We start from the raw sequence: 26,178 nt of genomic DNA, 5'->3' as shown, positions 1-26,178 counted from the left end.
TTAATTATTGATTTAAAGTTTAAGGTTTTGTATTAATAAATCAGTACAATTCGTACTTCATCGTTTTGATAACAAACAGCACTGGGCTCTAATTTTATAGTACCGGGTTTTACGATCGAAAAATCTACTCTAATGCCATTTCGATAGACGTTTACTTTTTCGGGATCCGAAATGGGCGATACCGGTGTAAATTCTGCCTGACCGTCTTTGGCGATAAACAATTCCTGTTTTTCCTGAACAAAAGAATTTGTTGCCACTTTTTTCAGCGTTCCTTTCGTTTTATCTACGACTACAAATTCGTCGGTTTTTAAATCTCCGGTTTCCAAACCCTTTAGGGCCAATGTATTTGATGCTGTGGTTGTGAGTGTAGTGGAGATTTGTAATGCACCTCCTAATTGTAGTTTTCCGTTAGACATGGTCAGACCGTTCTCGGCTGCTACTGACAAATTATCACCTGTGATCGCTATTCTGTTCCATTTGTTATTGGACCAGTAATAATATCCGGGTGTAATATCTGCAGCTGTTGCGGTGTTGTAGACTAATAAACTTTCCACATTACCGCTTTTAATGGTAGTTAAATCTTTGCTTCCCACTAATGCAATTCTTGGAATAAGAAGCCCTCTATTTGCTGAAACGATATCAAGCATTGCCGAATTATCGGGATTAGAATTTCCGATTCCTACCTGACTATAGGAGAGATTACATAACAGTAGTAAAATGGGAATAAATAGTATTTTTCGACTAATCTTGTTTGATTTTGCATTAAGTAATTTCTTCAAATTCACCTAAATCTTATACAAGTGTACTGCAAAAAACAGATTGGATTTTCGTCAAATTAATAAGCGCCAGCTACATTGATATATGTGTATCTCAATAGTTCATAAATGGTTTAGCAGTACTGATCAGCTATCAACTTTACGCATTTGGGTTTGAAGTTGCAGTTCGCTTTTTTCCATAAAAAAAGCCCCCAAATAGTGTCTGACTATTTGAGGGCAATACATGTAAATATCTTTCGGTTTTACCGCTTCAAACTACTTCCAGTTAAAAGTAATATTCTTTTCTATTTCAGTGTTTAAACTTAAAAATACAGGGCAGGTCATTGCCGCACGTTCCAAAATCGTTTTGCTTTTTTCATCGGCATCCCCTTTCATTTCAAAAACAATTTCAATGGCTCCGATACGTCTTGGTTCTGCATTCATTATTTTGGTTACCTCGGCAGTTGAGTCGATTAAATTGACGTTCAAATCACGGGCTTTAATCCCCATAATCGTCATCATACAACTGGCTAAGGCATTGGCAACTGTATCTGTTGGAGAAAAAGCTTCTCCTTTTCCGTTATTGTCTACCGGTGCATCCGAAATGATTTCACTTCCCGATTGCACATGGATTGATTTTGTTCTTAAATCGCCTAAATAGGTTACTTTTGATGTCATTAATTTGCTACTTTTAAAGTTAAATCATTATCGTAATATAAGATGTAGACCCCTTTGTTGGCGTGCCCTCCATCTTCTTTTTTATAAAATTGAAATTTATTGTCAACTTGTTCGGTTGTCATTAAATCGGCTGTTTCCTGATAGGTTTTTCCCTGAACCAAACGCATCATGGTATCAAAAGTAACGTCAAACCCTCTGGTAGCGTAGGTATTTGGATTTACTTTATTTTTCAATCGATATTCTTTCTCAAAAATCAAAACCGACGGTTCGTCGCTGTCACGCGTAACAGACGGATACATCAATTTTAGTTTTATCAAACTGTCAAAACTAATTTCATCTGAGTCCAGCGTACTGTTTGGCTCTAAAACCACCAATTGTACCTGACAGGTTTTTTGAGCATCCAACAACGCTTTTATAGTGGTTCTAACCATGGCTGTATTGGCGGTTTCCATTACCACATAGTTCACTCGGTTAGGCAATAATAAGCTTTTTAAATTGGCCACATCCAAAGCTCCGGTTTCGGTCAGACTGGCAAACACAACTCCTTTTTGGTTTTGCTTGATGTAACTGATAACCGATTCTTTCTTTTTATCGACCACCGCAACGATGTTTCCATTTTTGCCGCGCATGTACTCAAACATCGCATTTCTAACCATATCGTTTGACGGAATGGTCTGATACAAATTATCAATCGGGTTGGCTTTATCTTTTGACAATGGCGAAATCACCGGAATATTATACAAACGCAAGGTATTGGCCGTAGATTCGGCATTACTCTGATAAAAAGGTCCCACTACAGCATTGGCATCCTGTAATTTGTTTTGCGCTATTAAACCCGAAACATTGGAACTGTTTTTGGTTTCCTGAGAATCATAAATGGCAACATCTATCGGCAATTTTAAAGTTCTCGCAGAATCGATTGCCATCAACGCTCCCGAATAAAAATCAAGAGTCATGTTCAGGAATTTATCATTTTTAATTCTGGTAGCCGAACTGGTGGTATCGTTTTGCATTTTAGCCAAATTAAACGGCAACAATAAAACCAGTTTTTGACGTTCTGTTTGTCCGCGTTTTTTAGTCAGCTCAACCACTTCAGGATTTACAGAAACGGTTTCCGATTTTACTTTGTCTATAATTTGTATGCCTCCTGTGCTTTTATTTTCGACTGCTTTTTCAATTGTTTGCTGTGGCTGTTCCTGTTTTTCCTGTAGAACAATAGGTGTTGGCGCTAAATATCCTGCCGGAACTTTTAAAACCATTCCTTCTTTAACTCCTTCCGAAAGTGCCGGATTCAAAGCCGTTAACTCTTCCTGAGTAATATGAAAAGTGTGTGTTAAACTATAAAAAGTTTCTTTTGGCTTTACCTGATAGTCCATATAAGAAACTGCTTTTTTCGCAGGTTCTGCCGCTTTTTTAACTTCTGCCGGTTTAGCAACATGAGTCGCAGGCTGAGCCGAAGCCTCCGTTTTAGGAGCCGTTCCTTTTATAGTCAAACGATACCCAACCGGTAAATTGGAAACAATCTCAGGATTGCGTTTTTCCAATTCTTCAATTGTCATTCCGAATTGTTTGGCGATCGAAAACTTAGTTTCTTTGGCCACCACATCATGATAAACATATTTTTCAGGAGCTGCCGATTTCGTTTTGGCAGGAGTCAGAGCTGCTGCTTTTACCACACTTCCTTTTGACGGTATCACAAGAGTCTGTCCAATTTGCAAACCGTCTTTTACCAAAAATGGATTGGCTGCTTTTAAAGCTTCATCCGAAACATTATATTTTTTCTCAATGCCAAATAAAGTTTCTTTGGGCTGTACTTCATGCGTAGTTGCTTTTCCCGGGCTAGAGCTCTTCGCTGCAGCAACCTCAGTTTTAACCGCCGCTTTAGTACCGGAGGTTGGAATCAATAAAACCGTATTCGGTTTAACACCATTTCTGGCATCCGGATTTAGTGAATAAATATCATAAGGCGTAACCTTAAATTTTACGGCAATCTGATTAATAGTTTCTCCGCCTGAAACCGTATACTTCACCACTTTTTCTTGTGAAAATGCGGAACTGGTTGCAAAAAAAATCAGAGACAATAATGTTGAATAATATTTCATAATAAAGCTTAAAACAATTTAATTTCAATTTCAATAACAAGTTACAAAATTCTCTTTAAAGCAAGATTCCTGCCACTTATTATTTCTGCACTGCTTATTCTCTAAGATCAATCTCGACCTTAGCAATAACAACCTCTTTATATAACTCCTCTTCCTCCTTTTTCTTGCATTGATACAAAACTTCTTCCATATTTTGATACTTATCGGAGTATACATAGTACGAAAGACTGTTGATATTAAAGAAGAAACTGGCGTTAAAATCGCCCGAATCAATGAGTTTCATAATGAACCTGTCTCTTAGCGTTGCGTCTGTAAATATACCTAAAACTAAGTAATAGCCGTTTGAAACTTCTTTAAGATTATCAAAAACTTCAACCTTTACCGTTTTGTCTTTTCTAAGCGGATTTTCCTTTAACTCGCGCTTCATTTCTTCTGACGAAACGATCTTCGCATCTGCAGTTGCACCGTTTTTTTTCTGATTTTTAATCGCCTGATCCTGATACTTTTTGAGTTTGACCAAGGCTACCTTGTCATCAAACTTTCGGGCTTCCATACTGTAATAGGACGCTTTGCTAATGTGTCTTTTTACTTCGATCTTTTTCTGACTGTCCAGCGAATCGATTTTAGCAATCAAAAGTTGATTTTGGGCATCCCCCTGCTCCTGCTCTATTTTGTAACGCTTTATTTCTTCCAGCGAAAGACGTTGCTGCAGCGAAGTTGAGTTGTTATTTTTTTCGCTTTCGCGGATTTTCTTCTTGTATTCCTGGTTTTCCTCGACAGCAATTTTCTCCACCTTATTCATTAAACCGGCATATGCTTTTCGGTTCTCGGCGAGTTCTTTCTTCAACTGAGACGACAATTCATTGGTTTTTCCGATGCTTTCATACGATCGTTTTTCGAGTCTTTTTGATTCGTCGACATTTAAAACATCCATTCTCTTCAAATCGACCAGATCGTTACTCATTGCATTGACCAGTGAATCCAGTTTTGCCATTAAAATATCCTGAACATTTTTATTGGCTTCCAATACCAATCGCAGCTTTTCAACCGAATTTTCTTTGGAGCCGTTCATGTCGTTCAGATTCACTTTCAGATCGTTAATTTTTATGATTTTCTGATTCATTTCTTTCTGAACCACCAATCGGTCTTTCAAATCTTCGAGTTCAACCGTTTTGGCTTTTGTTTTTTCGACCACGACCTGCTTTTCAGCCAGCGCCAGCATCAACTCTTCGCTTTCGTTTGCCGGTTGTACTCCTTTGGTATTGATCGCCAGCTTGTTCCCTACAATCAGTCCGTTTACCGTTTCAGGATTTTGAGATTCCAGCTGATCAATCGAAATTCCGTATTTTTTAGCAATCGAAAACTTGGTTTCTTTGGGTTCTACCACATGAAAAACAGTTTCCTGATTGATGACACGAACTCGTCCGTCCAGTGTTTTTCGTTTGTTCGGAATCGCAATAGACTGTCCTATTTGCAATCCGTTTTGAAGAAGGTTTTTGTTTAAATTTTCTAAATCCAGCACGGAAACATTGTATTGTCTGGCAATACTGAATAAAGATTCCTTAGCGACAACCTGATGGTTTACTTTGGAAGAAGTGGTGCTTTCATTTTTGGAAAGGGTTGCAGGTCCTTGCGGAATAACCAATTCCTGACCAATCTGAAGTCCGTTGGCAAGAATCGCCTGATTGGCATTTTGAAGGGATTCAACCGAAACGTTGTACTGTTTCGATAAACCAAAAAGGGTTTCTTTTGCGCCAACAATGTGGGTAATTTGGGGAGCGGGGTTTGTTTCCTCAACCGGGTGAACAGGAATCTTAATAATCTGATTGTCTTTGATTCCACTCTGTGATTCGGGGTTGAATTTGTAAATCTCTTCGACAGAAACCTTGTACTTTTGGGCAATAAAATAGGCGGTTTCTCCTTTTTGAATTTTATGCTCAATAAATGAATCTTGCGCAGTTATTTTGTTAAAAGACAAAACAAAGACAAGAGAAAACGTTAAAAATTCTCTCATAAATAGTAGGTTTAAAAAATTAAGGCGTTACAAATGTAACGCCTTAATTGGAAAAACAATACTATTCCCACTCAATTGTTGCAGGTGGTTTTGAGCTGATATCGTAAACAACACGATTCACTCCTTTTACTTTATTGATGATGTCATTTGACACTTTCATTAAGAATTCATAAGGCAAATGTACCCAGTCAGCCGTCATACCATCTGTTGATTCTACAGCTCTAAGCGCGACTACTTTTTCGTAAGTACGCTCATCACCCATTACACCAACACTGTTTACCGGAAGCAAGATTGCTCCAGCCTGCCAAACTTTGTCATATAACCCCCAAGATTTTAATCCGTCGATAAAAACAGCGTCAACATCTTGTAAAATCTGAACTTTCTCCGGAGTAATATCTCCTAAAATTCTGATGGATAATCCTGGTCCCGGGAAAGGATGTCTTCCTAACAACTCAGGATCTATTCCTAAAGTAGCTCCTACTCTTCGAACTTCGTCTTTGAACAACATTCGAAGCGGCTCTACAATTTTTAATTTCATATAATCCGGCAATCCACCCACGTTATGGTGCGATTTAATGGTTGCCGATGGTCCTTTTACCGAAACTGACTCGATAACATCAGGATAAATAGTTCCCTGTGCCAGCCATTTTACATCTTCGATTAGGTGTGATTCATCATCAAAAACTTCAATAAATACACGACCAATTGTTTTACGTTTGGTTTCAGGATCACTGATTCCGGCTAATTCAGACAGAAAACGATCTCCGGCATCTACTCCTTTTACATTCAATCCCATTCCTTTGTACTGATTCAATACATTTTGGAATTCGTTTTTACGAAGTAAACCGTTATTTACAAAAATACAATATAGGTTTTTACCGATTGCCTGGTGCAATAAAACAGCCGCTACGGTTGAATCTACTCCTCCGGATAATCCTAAAACTACTTTATCGTTTCCTAATTTCTCTTTTAACTCTCCCACCATTTCTTCTACGAAAGCATTTGGTGTAAAGTTCTGCGGAACTTCAGCGATATCTACTAAAAAGTTCTTCAGCATTTTTGATCCGTCAGTCGAGTGAAAAACTTCCGGGTGGTACTGAATAGCATAAGTCGTTTCGCCTTCAATTTTATAAGCGGCAAATTCTACGTCATGTGTGCTTGCTAATTTCACAGCATTGGTTGGCAAAGCTTTGATACTATCGCTATGGCTCATCCAAACCTGGCTGTTTTCAGAAACTCCGTTAAAGAAAACTTCATTCTCTTTAATATAAGACAAATTCGCTCTACCATATTCTCTGGTATTCGAAGCGGCTACTTCACCTCCACTAAAATGAGCTAAGTATTGTGCTCCGTAACAAACTGCCAACATTGGAAGCTTGCCTCGAATTTGAGATAAATCAGGATGTGGAGCATCTTCTGCACGAACAGAAAAAGGACTTCCTCCTAAAATTACGGCTTTATAAGGTGATAAATCACTAGGAAAGTGATTGTAAGGGAAAATTTCGCAGAATATATTTAATTCGCGAACTCTACGCGCAATAAGCTGAGTATATTGCGATCCGAAATCTAAAATAAGTACGTTGTGTTGCATGCGCAAAAGGTATAGTTGTTTGTAATTCTCTAATTTATAAATAAAAATGACTTCTTCTAAAGTGGGACAAAAAGTGGTAAACTTATTGTCTCTTTTTTTATTTTAAATGATGCAAAGGTAGTAAAAAAGAACAGAAGACTCATTAAAGTCAATCGTTTTAAAATATTAAAGATCATACATTAGAACTGTATATACTTGCCAATATATTGAAGCAAAACTCTCGACTGTTTCTTTTAAAAAAACACTTCCCTATTCTTATATATAATATATGAATTGAATCGATTTGTTTTTAATTCCAAAAAAAGAAATTATAATATGAAAAAGAAAACACACTTACATACCAACTTTGTTAATTTTATTGTTGAAAAATATGATCAAGAAAACCAAGAACTAACCGGAAGAAGAAACAAATAAAAAAGTAGTCGATGATATTGACGATATTTTAAACTATAATGACGAAATTGAAGAGCAAGATGAAGACGAAAACGTCGATAACCTCTTAAAAGAGTACAAAAAAATCAGAAAAAAATAATAGAAATTAAAGAATGGTAAAATTTATAAAAGACAATAATATACTATATGATATTAAAACTATCAAACTGATCTTAAGAGTTCCTCTTTCAAAAGTTCAAAGAGAAATAAAGAATTATCACTCCTAGGGTATTTCTCGTTAGCTCTCTAATCATTCCTTCTTCACGTTCAGCAAGAGTAGCAAATATGTGAATAGTAAAATTGTATGCAGTTGGAACATTACATTTCTAGTTAAGCTATCCAATTTAGAAATCAATAAAACGACATCATTATCTTTTGTATATGTAATTGCTTTACTTAAATTTATTCTATGATTATTTTGTTCTCTTTCCTTTTCAGTAAATACTTTTAATATTTTATCATTTTCACTTATGTAATTACTAATAATACTTAATTGAGACTCTAAACCAGGTTCTTATTTGGTGGTTGATACTCTTATGCAAGCGACATATTTTTTTATTATTCTTTTTTAGTTTTTTTACCTGTCTTGCTAAGATACGGGCAAAAAAACATATTACAAAGAACTGTCTGTAATATATTTATGCATATTCCTTATAGCAAATTATTGAAATATTGGATTTTGTCTATCGTTAAAGTTAATAATTATTTGTAAACTTTTTTTTAATATCTTAGGTTAAAATAAACACGAAACTTATTTAATTAGCTTACAGAAAGTCTGGAACAAGTGCTATTTTTTCTTTTTATATTTATCAAATTGAGAAATATCAATAGTATTAATTAAAGTTAAGCCTTTCAATTTAGGTCGTTCTAAATTTTCTATTTTAATAATTTCTTTATCAGATTCTATGATATCTGCAATAGATTCTACCTCTTCAATATCTTGATCAAAACCTTCAATTTCAAATTTTTCACTTTCGACATATACAGGCTTTATACTATTTATCCTTGTAACTTCCCAAGCAGTAAGTCCATTATATCTAAAACCAACATAAAATTTTACTTTAGTTACACCTTCATCTTTCCCTTTTTCAAATCCTCCTCTAGCCGGAACAAAAAATGTTTCCAAACCACATTCCAAAATTATTTTCCCGCTCTGTCTGTCAAATATATTTGAGATTGTTCCTTGTACCTCTCCTAATTTTTCTACTTTTTCAAAAAAACCTTTATCATTCTTCATAGATCCAAGCTCTCCATGATTAACCATTTTTTTTATTCCCTTTCCATTTCCATACCACTCAAAACTATATTTATCGTTTGTTGACTTTTGTTTACATTCATTAATGTATTTTTTTGCTTCAGTAACATCAAAATCGCCAAAACTTTCACCTTCGTCTATTGCTTTACAAGCATGTAAAACATACCTGTAATACAATGCTTCCAGATGTGACATTTCAAAATTTAAACTATTATCATACCAAGTTTTTACTGGCCCTAATGCTTGTTCAAAACCAAAATAAACATTTGAGTGTCGCATTGCTTGAATAAGCAATTTATAACTGTGAGGATTTTCGGGTTGCTCTCTTATACTTCTCTCTAAAGTCGTTTTTAGTGTTTGAAATTCAAAATCACTTAATTTTTTCCATCCTTCTTTAAGTTTTCTCGGATCATTTCCTACTTTGCTGGCTAATGTTGAATAAACGTACATTTTTCCGTAGAAAGGTCTTGATTGTCTATCCCCTAATTCAGATAACCTCTTAAATTTATTAATTGCCTTGGTAAAGTTTCCTAAAACACTAAAAAAGGTCCCCTCAGATGCTTCAATCATGCTTGTCGATTTTGAAATAACTCTAGATTGTTCAACATCTCTAGATAAGTCAATTACATACTGCGCTTCATCTAATAAATTAAAAATATCACTAACCTTATTCTCATACCAACTATTATTTTTATCTAAAAGGAAATCTTGACTTGATTGATAGGTAGATATTTGTTTTCCGAAATTTATTACCTTATTTAACATCTGGATTTCGGAAGTATGACTATGTAAATTATGCTCGTTATACTCCCTACTTTTTGCGAAAGCCTCTTGAGCAATATTGCTTAATTCTTTTATAATATCTTCAACTTCATTATTTTCGCTTAAATATTCATATTCTCTAATTAAATATTCAATCTTTCTTCGATTACACATGCCTTTTAAATGCCACAGATTATAATCTTTTTCACCAAAATCTAAGGCGTTTAAAATTTCAGTTTCTGCATCCTCAAATTCTTTGGCCGTGATCGCTGTTTCATATAGAAATCTACCTAAATGGCCATAGTAATGTGCTTCATCATTATATTTATTAACAAGTGTCTGAAATATTGCAATTTGATTTTGTTTGTTTGCAATATTTTGGATGATTTGAGAGAATTTTTTACTTGAAGTATTTGGGTCCTCAAAATCTTCATCTTGACCTAATAAATCTTCATAATTTCTATTTAAATATAAGTTTTTATATAAGATTCGCAAATCCTAAGTCAGTATTTGTGTACTATCTTTGCATATAGAAATAAAATCTACCGACCATTGAGCTAAGTAATCTTTCCAAGTGTCTATTTTTTCTACATTAAGACCAACCAATACTAATTTTAGGATTATTTTGCCAAATCTATCAAATCTTGGCTTCCAGTATCCGGTAGGCTCACCTTCTTCATTATATTCCTGTATAAGTATTTTTTTAATATATCGTTCTTCATAAGGAATGCCTAATAAATCCTGTGTCAGACTTTTGCTAGTAAATAAATTAGCTACCCAATATTCATATGTACTTTGTTGAGTATAATAGTTAATCAAACAAGTAAAACCAATAAATTGTAACTGATTCGCAGATAACTTATTTAAATAAGCCAAGAGATATTCCTCAAGTGATTTCTGAGAAAAATCATTTTCATAATTTACTAAAGAAAAATCAATTACTTCACATTCATTTAAAGGGCGATTTTCTAATTTTCTGACATTTTCTTCATTTTCTGGTAATATAGAAGAGTACTTACTTACAAATCGTTTTCTTTCTGCCAAATCAGCCATGTTATCAGTGATTGTAACAAGTTTAGGATTATCTGTTTTTTCACGTATAGCACTAAAATACCTCCTTACATAAAGAATAACTATATGTTTTTTATCTATGTTTACTTCCCTAACTAAAGCATCTCTATCGTTTAAGTTTACTTGATATGCTTCAATAATAGCTAAAATTGGTTTTTGTGTTATTTCTGAAAGTTTAAAAATAGCTTCTTTTGTTTTATTTCTTTGATATTTTGAAATTACAATTGTTGGGTACTTGTCGTGAAATTTATAAGCTATATTTCGTGCTAAGGTTGTACCTCCAGATCCAGCTCTATGAAATAATTCAACAACATAAGCGCCTTTGCTTAATTCAAGTTGTTTTCGAATTTTAAATTCTAACTCATCAGTTTTAAATCTTTTAACGTCTAATTCATCAAAAATATCTTTCCAAGTTATCTTACCACCTTTATAAAACACATCTTCAGCTTGAACAATTTCATCTTGATTTTCTATTCCTACATAGAGAATTTCAATGTTTTTTTCTTCGAAATAAAACCTTTCTGTGTTTATATCCTTATAAACATCACGATCTTGATCTCCTCTAGAGGGAATTTGTACAGTTAATTTATCGCTACTATTGTTTTTGGTTGCAACAGTAGTACTAATCCCATGCACAATATCTAAATTTTTAAGATTATATAAATTAACGTCATATTGTGAAAACTCCTCTTCTAATCTATCTAATTTTAAAGCATTATCATAAACTAACAAAAACTTTACCCATCCTGGATTCGAGTTTTCTGCAATTTTTTCAAAAATTGGTCGTATATGTGTAATTGAATCCCACAAAAAAACAACTATAACATTCTGAAGTTTGTTACTAAAATATTCTTTAATTAATTTATCAATGAACAGCGGATATTTAAGATCTTGACGCCACTCACGATCAGTAGCACTTACGGTACTAGGCATACTAGAAATACCATTGGCAAAAAACCAATTTAAAGCAAAATTAGAATTGCTAATAATATTTTTTTCTCTAGGATTATTTTGCTCAATATTAATAGGCTTAATTTCTTTATTTAGATATACATCTTTTAAAATCTTATATAAACCCGACTCCTGAGAAGTCGGATCAAAATCAAATATAAAATGCCAATTGATTCTTCCTAAAATACCCATTTGATTTTCGGTCAAACCCTCTAATTTTGGTGGTGATACCAAAATAAATTTTTGGTCTTTCGAAAAAAAGTTAGTCTCATTATAAAAATCATTCCATGTCTGACCTCCAAATCCATCAATAAATTCTAACCCTATTATACCATTAAAAGCATTTTCGATTTCCTGAGGAAAAGCTCTTTGAAGATATGAATTCCAAAACCAACGTAAAATCTCTTTAAATTGAGCGATACATAAATCCACATCTTCGTTAGAAACCTCATTCTTAATATTAATAGGGTCATGAGATGCATTATTACCTCCATACCTAATATCTTGACATCTAAAATATATACTTTGAGGACTAATAAAGTTTTTAGTTTGTTTCAGTAGTTCATTCAATAAAGGAGGTTGATGCTTACCATTAATAGCATTTATAGGTCTTAAATTTTTATCTATTTCTCCTAATATAATTTTGTCTCCATTTATCTCGCCAAATTGTTGTAATAAAATTGCTCGACACATTGCTTCACAAGATTTTCGCGCATTATTTAAAGTATTACTTGCTTGCTTATCCTTTAAATCTTTAAATGCTTGCACAGCAAATGCAGTAACATTAGTAATTTTATAGTTTAATTTTGACGACATTCTCTAATAGATTAAATATATTTTATAAATATATGAGATATATTCAATAAAATTATAATTATTTTCGTACTTACTTTTTTAATTCTTGAATATTTTTTTAACTTCTCCTAAAATTTATAATTTATCTCAATATTTACCAAATTAGATTTTTAAAATCAAATCCCATCTGTACATATTTTTGTAATTAATAAGATAGTATGTCCCAATACAATTCTAATATCATTGACGTTAACTCCATTAATTTCTAATAACGTATTTGTAAAAGTAAAACGAGGAACATTTGTTGTTATGTCTTCAACAGATAATTTATAAAGTTTATCCATCCTTTTTAATTTTGCATTAAAATAAGACATAAACCTACTTTTGTATGTGTCAAACTGCAACTTATTCATTGGTCGAGTTTATTATAATCTTTAAAATATTGCCACTTTACAAAATCCTTAAGTAACAATTCTTTTGGGTCTAATTTTTTAACATCTCGACTAATAATATTTTTACAATGTGCATTTATGTTTTTTTTCTACAATCTTTCCTCTTCCTTCTACATAAGTTACAAAAAGACACCCTTTTTCATCCGCCTTATTTTTCTTTGAAAATACAATACTTTACTTCATACAATAATTATTTTTTATGATAAACAAATACTAAAGTTGGAAAGTTTTTTATAAAAAAAAGACAAAAACAAAACCTAAAACAATATTAAACACCTAATTACCAACTCTTAATTACCGACTCTTAATTAACAACACATAATTACGTTGTGTTGCCTACATAAAAATACTTTTCATATTCTAATCTGAAAAATGGAATTTTGATTTTTTTATTTAAAGGTTCTAAGTTACTGAATTCTTAAAAAGAGAAAAACTTAGCGCCTCAATATCTTAGCAACTTAACTCCTTTAAAAAAGAATAAACTTAGCACCCAAATACCTTAGCAGCTTAGTACCTCCAAAAAAAAAACTTAGCACCTTAGTACCTTAGCAACTTAGTATCTTAGTACCTTCGCAAAAAATCCAAAAACCAGATTATTTCGTACGTAACGAAAAACCCCATTAAAATTTAACTATGAAATCAAAATTAATTGCCCTTTCCCTTTTCCTGTCTTTGTTTTTAAGCTCTTGTGATGCCGTTGATGATTTATTGACGTTCACTATTTCCAACGAAACTTCGATTCAGATTAAAAGTACCTCTCCTATCAATTTGCCTTCAGAAATTATTACTCCGGATGTAACGACCAATTCATCAGCTGAATTTGAAAACAATAAAACGAAGGCAAGCTTAGTAAAAGATGTTAAGTTGAAATCGTTAAAACTAATGATTACAAATCCAAGTGATAAGACCTTTACGTTTTTAAAATCGGTTCATTTGTACATCTCCACCACAGATTCTGATGAGATAGAACTTGCGTATCAGGATAACATTAATGCCTCAACCAACAGCATCGATTTAATTTGCACGGATGCAAGACTTGATCAATACATCAAAGCCGATAAATATAAAATCAGAACAAAAGTTACTTTAAAAGAAACGCTTACCAAAGATGTAACCGTAAAAGCAGAAATGAAGTTTAGAGTGACTGCGGATCCATTTTAGAAAAGGTTCTGAGGTTCTGAGATACTAAGGTTCTAAGTTTTGAAAGACTTAGAACCTTAGTTGCTTAGTCCCTTAGCAACTTAAAAAAGCTATTCTTTTGTCACAATAATCGAAGCCTTAAATCCTGCGGCGAGATTGTCCCAATAATCATTGGTTACCAATTGTCCTTTATCGTCGTAGACTTGAATTTCGGCGGTATTTCCTCCTAAGGTACCAATATTCAGTGCTTCAAAATCAAGTTTATTGAAGCCATCCGTCAGCATGATTTTTACGTCTTTGAAACTGGAATCCAAAAACAGCTGATCTTTTATTACTTTATCATTAGAAGATACTTTGACCAAATCGCCATCAATGGCTCCAAAGTCACGGAATTTCACAATAAAATATTGCGATTTTGTTCTAAAATCTCCCAGAGAAATATTTCTTTTTACCAATATTCCGCGTCCTTCTTTTAAACCGGCATCTCTTAAGGCTTTGTCTAAATCCTTCTCCATTTTAGGTACGTAACGATCACCGGGATTGGCAAAATCAGTTTCGGTAGACATCGTAAATTTGCTTTTTTCGGCCCCAATCTGAAATTGAGATTTTGGCGTAATACTCGTATTGTCAAAAACATTGGGCGTTTTAATTCCCGGCATATCCAAATTCTCCCCCTGAGGATCTTTTATTTCCGGAATTGGAGTCTTTTTCGGTTTTGCCCCAAATTTTGGTGCTGCGATAGGCTTGAATTTAGTTCCAAATTCCTTTTGTGCTGATACGGTGACAGCAGTAAAAAATAATATAAAAAATAGGATGTGTTTCATTGAAAAGGTATTATCGAATCGGCTTTTATAATTGGAATAAAACAGGGTCTTGCATCACAAAAATAATATAATATCATTAGGCACTACAACTTTAAGAGTTTTATAACACTATATTATGCATTTTTTTGGAATCAAAAAACCTGCCAAAAACCACAAATTGGAGCAAAATTAATTTCAAATTCCAAATTCCAAATTCTGAAATTCCAAATTCCAAATACCAAACTCCAAACTCCAAATACCAAATCAATCGGGGCTTCTGAAACTATTGAAATGTTATTTTTTTAAGATTCGAAAAGCATCGTTTTGATAATTAACAACTTATTCCTAACTTCAATCTTTTTAAAAGCAGCACTACAGATGACCCTCTGCAAAAAAAATGCCTGAGAGAAAGTTATTTCTCTCCCATAAGGCTCTGCGTTTTATTTAAAGTGAAACGTCTTTTTTTCAGTGAGAAAATCTATGTCCCTATGTGTTAAAAATAATGACAACCAACAAATAAAACATACTCTTACCCCCTTTAAAATACCTGATGAAATAGCTAATTTATTAAATTTTCAAGCCATGGATTATATTGATTATTATAAAGTATTAGAAATCACAAAGTCTGCAACTGAAGCGGAAATCAAAAAGGCTTACCGGAAACTGGCGCGAAAATACCATCCTGATCTGAATCCGAATGACAAAGAAGCGGAAAGGAAATTCAAAGAACTCAATGAGGCCAACGAGGTTTTAAGCAATCCGGAGAATCGTAAAAAATACGACAAGTACGGAAAAGACTGGAAACATGCCGACGAGTTCGAAAAAGCTGGTTACGATCCCAATCAGCAGCAACATTCCAGACAACAGCAAGGCAATCAAAGCTACACTGATTTTGGCGGAGGAGATTTTTCAGAAAGTGACTTCTCTGATTTCTTCCATTCTATGTATGGATCCTCAGGAAGAAGTTCCAGAGGTCAGGCAAAATACCGGGGACAGGATTTTAACGCCGAATTACAGCTAGATCTGGCGGCGGCTTACACCACACACAAGCAGAATTTAAGCGTCAATGGAAAAAATATCCGAATCACTATCCCGGCCGGGGTCGAAAACGGACAGATTATCAAAATTCCAAATCACGGTGCTCCCGGCGCGAATGGCGGGCCAAATGGCGATTTGTACATTACTTTTTTGATCGATAACAATTCCGATTTCAAACGCGAAGGCAATAATCTCTACGCCGATGTTGAACTGGATTTGTACACTGCAATTTTAGGAGGAGAAGTTTTTGTGACCACTTTTGATGGAAAAGTAAAAATAAAAGTCCCTGCCGAAACCCAGCCCGGAACTAAGGTAAAACTAAAAGGCAAAGGCTTTCCCGTGTACAAAAAAGAGAATCAGTTTGGCGATTTATACATTACCTACACCATAAAAATCCCGACCAAACTGTCTGTAAAGGAAAAAGAATTATTCGAAGAACTAGCTAAACTAAGAAATCATGAGTAGTAAAAACTTAATCCAGATAAAACAATTTTGTTTGTACCACGAAATTGAAAATACCTTCATCACGGAGTTGCACAACTATGGTTTGATCGAAATTATAGTGTTTGAAGAAGATGAATATTTCCAACCCGAACAATTACCGGCAGTCGAAAAAATGATACGCCTTCATTACGACCTGAAAATTAACCTTGAAGGGCTTGATGTCATTGCAAACTTACTCAGCAAAATCGAAGCACTGCAGCAAAATCTTACGACAACCCAAAACAAACTCAGGTTGTACGAGCAGCATCAAATCGATTAAAAAAACAGCTACTAATTAGTGAAAATATCACAAAAAAGAAGGAATCCCGAAATGATTTCAATTCAATCGTGCTCTTTTTCATCGGCATATTTCATAAATTGCAATGCTATTAACGAACCCGAATTTGCTTAAAAACAAAGAGTCAAATTCAAAAAAAACAAAAAAATGAAAAGAGAAAACATCTTAACAGGATCGCCTTGGGAGGACAAAATGGGATATTGTCGTGCTGTAAGAATTGGCAACATCATTGAAGTCTCAGGGACTGTGGCTATTGTTGATGGTGAAAAAGTAAAAGCCGATGATGCTTATGCCCAAACCCATAACATCCTGGAGCGTGTTGAAAAAGTTTTAGAAGATCTAAATGTTGCCATGAAAGATGTCATCAGAACCCGAATTTTCACCACCGATATTTCGACTTTTGAAGAAGTAGCCAGAGCACACTCTTCCTTTTTTAAAGATATAAAACCTACAACCGGTTTTTATGAAATCAGCAAACTGATTGCGCCGGAATATTTAGTTGAAATAGAATTCACGGCTGTTGTACAATAACTTTTTAGTCCCGAATTCACGATTTTTTTAAACCATAGGTTAAGGAATTAAAAAGATTATTTTTGTCTAAATTTAAAAAATCAAAATTCGTTTTATTCGTGAATTCGGGACTAAAAAACTAAGTTTATTAATGACTTTTCAAGACCTCAAAAAAACACTGCTTACTATTTTCAAATGGATTCTCATTTGTGTCCTAATAGGCATACTGTCCGGATCTGCTTCGGCATTTTTCTTAGTTTCTTTAGAATGGGTTACCCAATTTAGGATTCAGCACAACTGGCTGATCTGGCTTTTGCCTTTCGGCGGATTGTTAGTCGGATTGAGTTACAATTACTGGGGAGAATCTGTCGTAAAAGGCAATAATTTATTGCTTGAAGAATACCAAAATCCCAAAAAAATCATTCCGTTTAAAATGGCTCCTCTTGTACTTTTAGGAACCTTACTCACGCATTTATTTGGAGGTTCGGCAGGACGTGAAGGAACTGCTGTGCAGATGGGCGGCGCTATCGCCGATCAGTTTACAAAACTTTTTAAACTGGATAATGCAGAACGCAAAATTCTAATCATCCTCGGAATCAGTGCCGGTTTTGCTTCTGTTTTTGGAACTCCGCTCGCAGGAGCAATTTTCGCGTTGGAGGTTTTATATTTCAGTAAAATCAATTTCAAGAGTATGCTCTTGTCTTTTTTGGTTGCTTATACTGCATATTTTACAGTCGAATTCTGGCAGGTAAAACACACGCATTACAGCATTCCTGTTGTTCCTGAGGTTAGCACAACCACTTTATTCTATGTGATCGTAATTGGAATTTTATCCGGTTTCGCAGCTTTGCTTTTTTCAAGAAGCACTCATTTCTGGGGATCTCTTTTTTCAAAAAACATCAAATATCCCCCACTCCGCCCTTTTATTGGAGGAATTGTTCTGGCCCTTGCCACTGCAGGTTTCGGACTAACGAAATTCTCCGGTTTAGGTGTGCCAGTCATTGTCGATTCTTTTTCAAACGCTAATCCGTGGTACGACTTCCTGCTTAAAATTCTCTTCACTGGATTCACTCTGGGAGCAGGTTTTAAAGGAGGAGAAGTGACTCCATTGTTCTTTGTAGGCGCTACTTTAGGAAGTGCTTTGTCTTTAGTAATTCCACTTCCAATTGCTTTCTTAGCTGGCCTGGGGTTTGTTGCTGTATTTTCGGGAGCTACTCACACTCCTGTTGCCTGCACCATTATGGGTATGGAGCTTTTTGGCATCCAACCCGGAATTTTCATCGCGATCGCCTGCACCATAGCCTATTTTTCATCAGGTTCGGTTGGAATTTACAAATCACAAATTGTCAAAGGAGCCAAATACAAGTTGTATCAAAAACTACAGCGAAAAGAACTGGAAAATCTTTAGTTAGGCTGTAGGCTATATGCTGTACGCTTTAGGCTTTCAATCTTTGACTTTGAAACTTGAAACTTGGAATTTGGAATTTGGAATTTGGAGTTTGGAGTTTGGAGTTTTAGAATTTCCACTTTCAATTCAGCCCAAATAACTTATAAAAAAATGATTTCAGCATTACATTAAAAAAATGTAAATTCGCACACTATGAAAATACAAGATATTCAAGCGATACAATTATTACTCGCAACCCCAAAGAAAATCGCTATCATTCCGCATAGAGGTCCTGATGGTGATGCTATGGGTTCAACCTTAGGTTTATACCATTTTTTATTAAAAAACAATCATCAGCCAACGGTGATTGCTCCTAATGATTTCCCCGATTTTTTAGCCTGGCTTCCGGGTTCTGAAACAGTTAAAATATTTGAAAAAGATACAGAAAACTGTACCCGAATATTAGAAGAAGCTGAGCTTATTTTTACACTCGATTTTAATGCCTTTCATCGTACCGGTGAAATGGAACATACTTTAGCCAAGCTAAGCGCTCCGTTTATCATGATCGATCATCACCAAAAACCGGATGATTATGCGCTGTATACCTACTCGGACACTTCCTTTGGGTCAACCTGCGAGATGGTTTACAACTTCATTTCTTTCTTAGGTAAAAAAGAAGATTTAGACAAAACCATCGCCACTTGTATTTACACAGGAATACTAACGGATTCCGGTTCTTTTCGCTTTCCGGGAACAACAGGAAATACGCACCGCATCATTGCAGAACTAATTGATTTAGGAGTTGAAAATACACAAATTCCGGTTTTATTGTTTGACAACAGTTCGTACAGCCGTTTGCAATTGTTAGGTCGTGCGCTGCAAAACATGAAAGTTCTCGAAGAGCACAAAACGTCTTACACTTCGCTTACTCAGGACGAACTGGATGCTTTTAATTATGTAAAAGGCGACACTGAAGGTGTTGTTAATTATGGATTAAGTATAAAAGGTATTGTTTTTACTGCTATTTTTATCGAAAATAAAGAAGAGAAAATCATCAAGATCTCTTTCCGTTCGCAAGGCGGATTTGACGTGAATCAGTTTGCCAGAGATCATTTTAATGGTGGCGGACATAGTAATGCAGCCGGAGGAAAATCAGAGGTTTCGATGGAAGAAACTTTGAAGAAATTTGAAGATTTAGTAAACAAACTAAAAATATAACCCACATTATGAACTACTTAAAACGAAGCAGTTGCGCCCTACTTTTTGCTGTTTTATTGGTTAGCTGTAAACAACATGAAGACGCGAGAAGACCTATTTCTCAGGCTTCAGGTACTTTTATGAAAAAATCGGCCGATCGAAATAAAAAATTAGTAGCCAATGAAGAGGATGTTATCAAAAAAATAATCAAAAGCAATCCGAAAACAAAATACTATGCCACCAGAAAAGGATACTGGCTGTTTTATGACGAACGAAACGAAACCGATCTAAAAACTCCTAAAAAAGGCGACATCGCTTATTTTAATCTGGAAGTAAAAGACATAAACGGTAAAATAATCTACTCAGAAGCCGATCTTGGTCCGCAGACGTATTATGTAGACAAGCAGGACATTATGATGGGATTGCGCGATGGTATCAAAATGATGCATAAAAATGAAACCGTGACCTTCTTATTCCCTTCACATATCGCATACGGATATCACGGAGACAACAAAAAAATAGGACCAAATCAATCCTTAATGTGTACCGTTACACTTCGCAATTTTGTACCGGATCCGACAGCTGCACCAGCAACAACGGCCACACAAACGCCTAAAACAACGGCTCCTAAACCCGTAACTCAGACTAAAAAAGATACATTAAACCCATAAAAACAACCGCTAAAAAATGAAAAAAAGTATTCTACTAGTATTACTTGCCGTTAGTTCATTATACTCTTGTAAAGACGAACACAGCAACTTACCTGATGGTTTATATGCCGATATTGAAACCAATAAAGGACACATTATTGTTGAATTAGATTATAAAAAAGCACCTGTTACAGTTGCTAATTTTGTAACCTTAGCCGAAGGTAAAAGCGAGTTTGTAACCAAAGATTACCTTAAAGGCAAACCTTTTTATGACGGATTAAAATTTCACAGGGTTATTGACAATTTTATGATTCAAACGGGAGATCCTGAAGGAACAGGTTCCGGAGATGCAGGATATAGATTTAAAGATGAAATCACCGATTTGAAATTTGACAAAGCAGGTGTTTTGGCAATGGCAAACAATGGTCCGGCTACCAACAGTAGTCAGTTTTTTATCACTCACCTTGAAACTCCATGGTTAGACGGAAAACATACTATTTTTGGTCATGTTGTTGAAAAAGGACAAGAAGTTGTCAATCAAATCAAACAGGACGATAAAATTGTTTCGGTAAAAATCATCAGAAACGGTGAGGCTGCCAAAAAATTTGATGCAGTAAAAGTATTTCACGATTATTTCTCTGAAATTGCTAAAGAAAAAAGCAAATACAACGGAGTACAAAAAGAAAAAGTAGCGTATTTAGCTTCTGTAAAACCTAAAGCAACCAAAACCAATTCAGGTTTAGAATATGTAATTACTCAAAAAGGAACAGGTAAAAAACCAGCTCCGGGAGCTCAATTATACATTAATTATTCAGGTTTTCTGGAAGACGGAACTTTATTTGATTCAAGTGTAGAAGAAGTTAATAAAGCTTTTGGAAAATTTGACGCTGCAAGAGCTGAAGCAAACGGATACCAGCCAATTCCTTTTCAGGCGGGCCGCAAAGACGGAATGATCCCGGGCTTTATCGAAGGAATTGAACAACTTTCATTTGGAGACAAAGCAGTTCTTTTTATTCCGGCACATCTGGCATATGGAGCAACCGGTGCAGGAGGAGTAATCCCGCCAAATGCAAATATTATTTTCGAAATTCAATTATTAGAAAAACCACAATAATTTATTTAAAAGAAACCAACTTAGACTTAAATTCAGAACATCATGAAGTTTAAATTTCTATTTTTATTTTGTCTGGCTGTAGTAAACATTCAGGCTCAGGCTACAAAAAAACCAGCTGCGAAACCAAAGCCAAAAACGACAGCTACAGCAGCCAAAGCAGCTCCTAAAGCTAATCCGGGCGAAGGTATTTTTGCTACCATAGCAACTACAAAAGGAGACATCGTGCTTTCTTTAGAATATGTAAAAGCACCGGTAACCGTAGCGAACTTTATTTCGTTGGCAGAAGGAACTAATCCTAACGTTAAAGTTGAAAAACTTAAAGGAAAACCTTTTTACGACGGATTGAAATTTCACAGAGTAATCAATGATTTCATGATTCAGGGTGGAGATCCTGACGGAAATGGTTCAGGAGGTCCGGGATATGCTTTTAAAGACGAATTTGTACCGGAATTAAAATTTGAAAAAGGCGGAGTTTTAGCAATGGCGAATTCAGGTCCTGCTACAAACGGAAGTCAGTTTTTCATCACCCATAAAGATACGCCGTGGTTAAACGGTAAACATACTATTTTTGGTCATGTCGTTTCGGGAATGGACAATGTTAATAAGATTGTTCAGGACGATATTATGACTAAAATTACGATTACGCGCAAAGGTGCTGCAGCCAAAAAATTTGATGCTGTAAAAGTACTTGCTGAGGATGCTAAAGGCCAGGAAGCCAAAAAAGCAGAATCTCAAAAAGTAATCACTGAAAAAGCAGCTTATTTTGCCGCTACTAAAGCCAAAGCTACTACAACAGCTTCAGGTTTAAAATATGTTGTTACTAAAAAAGGAACCGGAGTTAAAGGTGCTGAAGGCTCTAACATTTACTTCCACTACGCAGGATATTTTGAAGACGGAAATCTTTTTGACAGCAGTATTGCGGGTGTAGCAAAAGCTTATGGTAAATACGATGCCAACCGCGACGCTCAAAAAGGATACAAAGCGTTCCCTTTTGTTGTAGGTAAAAAAGACGGAATGATTCCTGGTTTTATTGAAGCTTTAGACATGATGACAGACGGAGAAAAAGCAATATTTTTTCTTCCTTCTAATTTAGCTTACGGAGAAAAAGGTGCCGGAGGAGTAATTCCGCCAAACGCAACTTTGATCTTTGAAATCGAAACTTATAAAGAACAGCCTGTAAAGTAATAAAGTACTTTATCAGACTTAAAATCAACCACCACGATGTATTTCTGGTGGTTTTTTTATTTTACAAAAGATGTTAAATCTTCAATTTTAAACCTCAGGAAAAGAGCCAAATAAACGCAATCTCAACGTTTATAAATATTTTATATTAATTCCTAAACAAAATAGCTTACCTTTGCCGGCTTAAATTTTTTAAAATAAACAGATTAAAATGTCACAAAACAACGTATTAAAAGGAGTATTTTTAGTAGCATTAGGAGCCACTACTTATGGAATGTTAGCCACTTTCGTAAAAATGGCCTATACAGAAGGATACACTACCGCCGAAGTAACTACCTCTCAATTTGTATTGGGAATCATTGGTATCTTGCTGATTAATACGTTTCAGAAAATAAAACACAAAGACAAAGTAGTCAAAGCTACTCCAAAAAATATATTCAGTTTAATGCTTGCCGGTACTTCTTTAGGAATGACCAGTTTGTTTTATTACCTGGCTGTAAAATACATTCCCGTTTCGATTGGTATCGTTTTATTGATGCAAACGGTTTGGATAGGTGTTTTACTTGAAATGATCTTAGAAAAAAAATTACCTTCGAGACAAAAAGTTTTTTCGGTATTTATCGTTCTTATCGGTACCGTTTTAGCCACTAATATTCTGCACAATGAAATTGAACTGGACTGGAGAGGTCTTGTTTGGGGAATGTTAGCTGCAGTATCTTTCACGACAACCATGTTTACAGCCAATCGCGTTGCAACCGAAATCTCATCGGCACAACGTAGTTTGTACATGCTTTTTGGAGGTGCCATCATCGTGTTTTCGTTTGCATTGGTAACACAGGTTACTCCTTTTAACCTTGCGATCTTTGCAAAATGGGGAATCATACTAGCCTTATTCGGAACCATCATTCCTCCAATGTTAATGAACTTAGGTTTTCCATTAACTGGAATTGGTCTTGGAAGTATCGTTTCTGCACTTGAACTTCCGGTTTCTGTAACTATGGCTTACATTTTATTAGACGAAGAAGTAATCTTATTGCAATGGGTTGGAATTGTTTTAATCATCCTGGCCATTATTATTATGAATGTAAATTTCAAACGCAAAAACTAGCTAATTTAGAAACACTCTAAAAAAAAGCCTCTTTGTAATGCAATAATTGTTAATTTTTTTATAAATTCGTGAGAAACAATCCTGTATCATGAATTTACCCTGGCATTTATATTTAATGGCGTCGCTTTATATTATTGCCGGATTAAATCATTTTAGAAAACCGGGAATGTACATTCGAATCATTCCCCCATTCTTTTCAAACCCCAAATTAATAAATACTTTAAGCGGAATTGCCGAAATCCTTTTCGGCATACTTCTGATGATTCCTGCTACTTCCCATTTTGGTGCGTGGGGAATTATAGCTACTTTAATTGCTGTATTTCCTGCCAATCTTTTCATGTATCAGAATAAAAAAGCAAGTTTTGGTTTACCCAAGTGGATTTTGTTTGTACGCTTGCCCATTCAGATTGTCTTGATTTTATGGGCATACCAATATACTTTTTAACAATCAACTATTAATTAAAACTATTTATTATGAAAAAATTATTTGCAGAATTTTTTGGAACTTATTGGCTGGTTTTTGGAGGTTGTGGAAGCGCAATTTTTGCTGCCGGAATTCCTAGTTTAGGAATCGGATTTGCTGGTGTTGCTCTGGCCTTCGGTTTAACAGTACTAACAATGGCTTATGCTGTAGGACATATCTCAGGCGGACACTTTAATCCTGCTGTTTCCTTTGGTTTATGGGCAGGTGGCAGATTCCCTGCAAAAGATTTAATCCCTTACATTGTTGCGCAATGCGTTGGTGCAGCTGCCGCAGCCGGGACTTTATTTACCATTGCATCAGGAAAAGCCGGTTTTGCAATCGATAATACAAAAGCAGGAGCTTTTGCCTCAAATGGTTTTGGAGCATTTTCACCTGACGGATATTCTTTGCAATCTGCTTTTATCGCTGAGTTTGTACTTACGCTGTTTTTCTTATTGGTAATTTTGGGTGCTACAGATAAATTTGCCAACGGAAGATTTGCCGGTATTGCTATTGGTTTAGCATTGACTTTAATACACTTAATCAGCATTCCAATTACCAATACTTCTGTAAATCCTGCAAGATCATTATCTCAGGCTGTTTTCGTTGGCGGAGAGCCATTGTCACAAGTCTGGTTGTTTTGGGTAGCTCCTATTCTGGGTGCAATTGTAGCCGGATTTATTTATAAAACATTACTGCAAAATCATGCCGAAGCATAATCAACTTATTACTAACTTTTAAATTTTATCCTATGGAATTTTTATATTTTTTACTTATTGGTGCAATATCCGGATGGCTTGCGGGTCAGATATGGAAAGGTGCAGGTTTTGGATTATTGGGTAATATCATCGTAGGAATTGTGGGTGGTATCATTGGTGGCTGGATAGCCGGTAGATTGAGTATTGGCGGTGGCGGACTTCTATGGCAAATTATAATTGCGGTTGGAGGAGCCTGGGTGCTACTTTTTATCATCAGCTTAATCAAAAAAGCGTAAAACATTTATTTATAACTTACTTTAAAAGAGAAAATCAAATAATTGCTATTCGGTTTTCTCTTTTCTTTTTGGTAAAACTTCCGTAACTTAATTCCGTTTTTTTCGTATCACTTTATTCTATTCTTATGAATGACATTATTGCCTATTTCAGTACGATTCCGTCTTCACATAGAAGTTTAATTCTCATGGGAGGAATCACCTTCTTTTGGCTGATCGAAAATACCTTTCCTTTGTTTCACCTGCAATATCGAAAATGGCAGCATGCCGGGATTAATTTTTTCCTCACCTTCACTACTATTGTTGTCAATTTCGTTTTGGCTTTTATCTTAATTAAAACCGCCAACTGGACAACCGTGAACAACTTTGGACTGTTACAATGGCTGCCTGTTTTACCGCTGTGGCTTTACACCATAATTGGTTTATTGTTATTGGATTTAATTGGCGCTTATCTTGCCCATTATGTACAGCACAGGTTCAAAATTTTATGGCGTTTTCATCTGGTACACCACACCGATACCTGGATCGACACTACATCGGCAAATCGGCATCATCCGGGCGAAAGCATTATCCGGTTTATCTTTACCACTCTTGGTGTTTTGATTGTAGGAAGTCCGATGTGGATGGTTTTTCTTTACCAGACCTTATCTGTTATTTCCACTCAATTTACACATGCTAATATCGCATTACCTCAGAAATTAGATGTTTTCCTGAGTTATTTTATTGTTTCCCCAAACATGCATAAAGTACATCATCATTATGTTCTTCCGTATACCGATAGCAACTATGGGAACATTTTTTCAGTTTGGGACCGTCTTTTTGGGACTTTTACAAGCTTGCCCAAAGACAAAATTATTTATGGCGTAGACACCCATATGGCTGTTGAAGAAAACAACAATCTCAAAAATTTATTAAAAATACCGTTTCAAAAAGCGAGATCCATAAAAAACAGTTAA

Annotated in this window: 22 protein-coding genes and 1 pseudogene; 14 read left to right on the top strand and 9 right to left on the bottom strand. The window is 35.1% G+C overall.

Features of this window, described 5'->3' with window-relative positions; genetic code table 11:
* Nucleotides 1-32 precede the first annotated feature (32 nt).
* From ACN1CN_RS07715 to ACN1CN_RS07680, 8 genes and pseudogenes are all read right to left on the bottom strand, one after another.
* Complete coding sequence (locus tag ACN1CN_RS07715; protein ID WP_419135230.1) at nucleotides 33-779, bottom strand: hypothetical protein; 747 nt, start codon at nucleotides 777-779, stop codon at nucleotides 33-35.
* A 252-nt stretch (nucleotides 780-1,031) separates the two neighbouring features.
* On the bottom strand, nucleotides 1,032-1,433 hold the full coding sequence (locus tag ACN1CN_RS07710) for an OsmC family protein (protein ID WP_264523360.1): 402 nt from the start codon (nucleotides 1,431-1,433) through the stop codon (nucleotides 1,032-1,034).
* Nucleotides 1,433-3,535, bottom strand: a complete 2,103-nt coding sequence (locus ACN1CN_RS07705; RefSeq protein ID WP_419135229.1) for a PBP1 and LysM peptidoglycan-binding domain-containing protein — start codon at nucleotides 3,533-3,535, stop codon at nucleotides 1,433-1,435. The genes ACN1CN_RS07710 and ACN1CN_RS07705 overlap by 1 nt, the downstream gene beginning before the upstream one ends.
* 94 nt (nucleotides 3,536-3,629) lie before the next feature.
* Nucleotides 3,630-5,549 carry a LysM peptidoglycan-binding domain-containing protein gene (locus ACN1CN_RS07700; RefSeq protein ID WP_419135228.1) on the bottom strand — a complete coding sequence of 640 codons (1,920 nt, stop codon included), beginning with the start codon at nucleotides 5,547-5,549 and terminating at the stop codon, nucleotides 3,630-3,632.
* 61 nt (nucleotides 5,550-5,610) lie between these two features.
* A complete protein-coding gene (guaA, locus tag ACN1CN_RS07695) occupies nucleotides 5,611-7,140 on the bottom strand; it encodes a glutamine-hydrolyzing GMP synthase (RefSeq protein ID WP_264523357.1) in 1,530 nt (509 codons plus the stop codon).
* 682 nt (nucleotides 7,141-7,822) lie between these two features.
* Nucleotides 7,823-8,065: pseudogene (locus ACN1CN_RS07690) on the bottom strand (hypothetical protein); the annotation flags it as partial.
* Nucleotides 8,066-8,359: 294 nt separating this feature from the next.
* Nucleotides 8,360-10,084: a hypothetical protein gene (locus ACN1CN_RS07685; protein WP_419135227.1), complete on the bottom strand. Its 1,725-nt coding sequence runs from the start codon at nucleotides 10,082-10,084 to the stop codon at nucleotides 8,360-8,362.
* A gap of 3 nt (nucleotides 10,085-10,087) precedes the next feature.
* Nucleotides 10,088-12,427 carry a hypothetical protein gene (locus ACN1CN_RS07680; protein WP_419135226.1) on the bottom strand — a complete coding sequence of 780 codons (2,340 nt, stop codon included), beginning with the start codon at nucleotides 12,425-12,427 and terminating at the stop codon, nucleotides 10,088-10,090.
* Between the two features lie 1,064 nt (nucleotides 12,428-13,491).
* Between ACN1CN_RS07680 and ACN1CN_RS07675 the strand changes: the two genes are divergently transcribed.
* Nucleotides 13,492-14,019: a hypothetical protein gene (locus ACN1CN_RS07675; protein ID WP_264523356.1), complete on the top strand. Its 528-nt coding sequence runs from the start codon at nucleotides 13,492-13,494 to the stop codon at nucleotides 14,017-14,019.
* Nucleotides 14,020-14,108: 89 nt separating this feature from the next.
* Here the strand turns inward: ACN1CN_RS07675 and ACN1CN_RS07670 are convergent, their stop codons facing one another.
* Complete coding sequence (locus ACN1CN_RS07670) at nucleotides 14,109-14,822, bottom strand: hypothetical protein (protein WP_419135225.1); 714 nt, start codon at nucleotides 14,820-14,822, stop codon at nucleotides 14,109-14,111.
* A gap of 561 nt (nucleotides 14,823-15,383) precedes the next feature.
* Between ACN1CN_RS07670 and ACN1CN_RS07665 the strand changes: the two genes are divergently transcribed.
* The 13 genes from ACN1CN_RS07665 (at nucleotide 15,384) to ACN1CN_RS07605 (ending at nucleotide 26,178) form a co-directional block, all read left to right on the top strand.
* Complete coding sequence (locus tag ACN1CN_RS07665; protein WP_419135224.1) at nucleotides 15,384-16,304, top strand: DnaJ C-terminal domain-containing protein; 921 nt, start codon at nucleotides 15,384-15,386, stop codon at nucleotides 16,302-16,304.
* Nucleotides 16,297-16,602, top strand: a complete 306-nt coding sequence (locus ACN1CN_RS07660) for a chaperone modulator CbpM (RefSeq protein ID WP_291285127.1) — start codon at nucleotides 16,297-16,299, stop codon at nucleotides 16,600-16,602. Before ACN1CN_RS07665 ends, ACN1CN_RS07660 begins: the two co-directional genes overlap by 8 nt.
* A gap of 165 nt (nucleotides 16,603-16,767) precedes the next feature.
* The gene (locus tag ACN1CN_RS07655) at nucleotides 16,768-17,151 is read left to right on the top strand and encodes a RidA family protein (protein ID WP_419135223.1); all 384 of its coding nucleotides are present in this window, start codon (nucleotides 16,768-16,770) and stop codon (nucleotides 17,149-17,151) included.
* A 130-nt stretch (nucleotides 17,152-17,281) separates the two neighbouring features.
* Nucleotides 17,282-18,538 (top strand): voltage-gated chloride channel family protein, encoded by a 1,257-nt coding sequence (locus ACN1CN_RS07650; protein WP_419135222.1) that lies wholly within the window; start codon nucleotides 17,282-17,284, stop codon nucleotides 18,536-18,538.
* A gap of 192 nt (nucleotides 18,539-18,730) precedes the next feature.
* A complete protein-coding gene (locus ACN1CN_RS07645; protein ID WP_419135221.1) occupies nucleotides 18,731-19,735 on the top strand; it encodes a DHH family phosphoesterase in 1,005 nt (334 codons plus the stop codon).
* A gap of 8 nt (nucleotides 19,736-19,743) precedes the next feature.
* A complete protein-coding gene (gldI, locus tag ACN1CN_RS07640) occupies nucleotides 19,744-20,385 on the top strand; it encodes a gliding motility-associated peptidyl-prolyl isomerase GldI (RefSeq protein WP_264523349.1) in 642 nt (213 codons plus the stop codon).
* Nucleotides 20,386-20,401: 16 nt separating this feature from the next.
* The gene (locus ACN1CN_RS07635) at nucleotides 20,402-21,478 is read left to right on the top strand and encodes a peptidylprolyl isomerase (RefSeq protein WP_264523348.1); all 1,077 of its coding nucleotides are present in this window, start codon (nucleotides 20,402-20,404) and stop codon (nucleotides 21,476-21,478) included.
* 42 nt (nucleotides 21,479-21,520) lie between these two features.
* Nucleotides 21,521-22,663: a peptidylprolyl isomerase gene (locus ACN1CN_RS07630; RefSeq protein WP_419135220.1), complete on the top strand. Its 1,143-nt coding sequence runs from the start codon at nucleotides 21,521-21,523 to the stop codon at nucleotides 22,661-22,663.
* 208 nt (nucleotides 22,664-22,871) lie between these two features.
* The gene (locus tag ACN1CN_RS07625; protein WP_173965602.1) at nucleotides 22,872-23,768 is read left to right on the top strand and encodes an EamA family transporter; all 897 of its coding nucleotides are present in this window, start codon (nucleotides 22,872-22,874) and stop codon (nucleotides 23,766-23,768) included.
* Between the two features lie 88 nt (nucleotides 23,769-23,856).
* Entirely contained in the window at nucleotides 23,857-24,213 is a 357-nt protein-coding gene (locus ACN1CN_RS07620) for a DoxX family protein (RefSeq protein WP_419135219.1), read from the top strand.
* A 29-nt stretch (nucleotides 24,214-24,242) separates the two neighbouring features.
* Nucleotides 24,243-24,950 carry an aquaporin Z gene (gene aqpZ, locus ACN1CN_RS07615; protein WP_264523345.1) on the top strand — a complete coding sequence of 236 codons (708 nt, stop codon included), beginning with the start codon at nucleotides 24,243-24,245 and terminating at the stop codon, nucleotides 24,948-24,950.
* A 32-nt stretch (nucleotides 24,951-24,982) separates the two neighbouring features.
* Complete coding sequence (locus ACN1CN_RS07610) at nucleotides 24,983-25,225, top strand: GlsB/YeaQ/YmgE family stress response membrane protein (protein ID WP_419135218.1); 243 nt, start codon at nucleotides 24,983-24,985, stop codon at nucleotides 25,223-25,225.
* 125 nt (nucleotides 25,226-25,350) lie between these two features.
* The gene (locus ACN1CN_RS07605; RefSeq protein ID WP_419135217.1) at nucleotides 25,351-26,178 is read left to right on the top strand and encodes a sterol desaturase family protein; all 828 of its coding nucleotides are present in this window, start codon (nucleotides 25,351-25,353) and stop codon (nucleotides 26,176-26,178) included.

It is taken from the genome of Flavobacterium sp. T12S277, assembly GCF_048514875.1.
Lineage (GTDB): Bacteria > Bacteroidota > Bacteroidia > Flavobacteriales > Flavobacteriaceae > Flavobacterium.
Note: the sequence above shows the minus strand (reverse complement) of the source record. Positions and strands in the feature narration are given on the sequence as shown.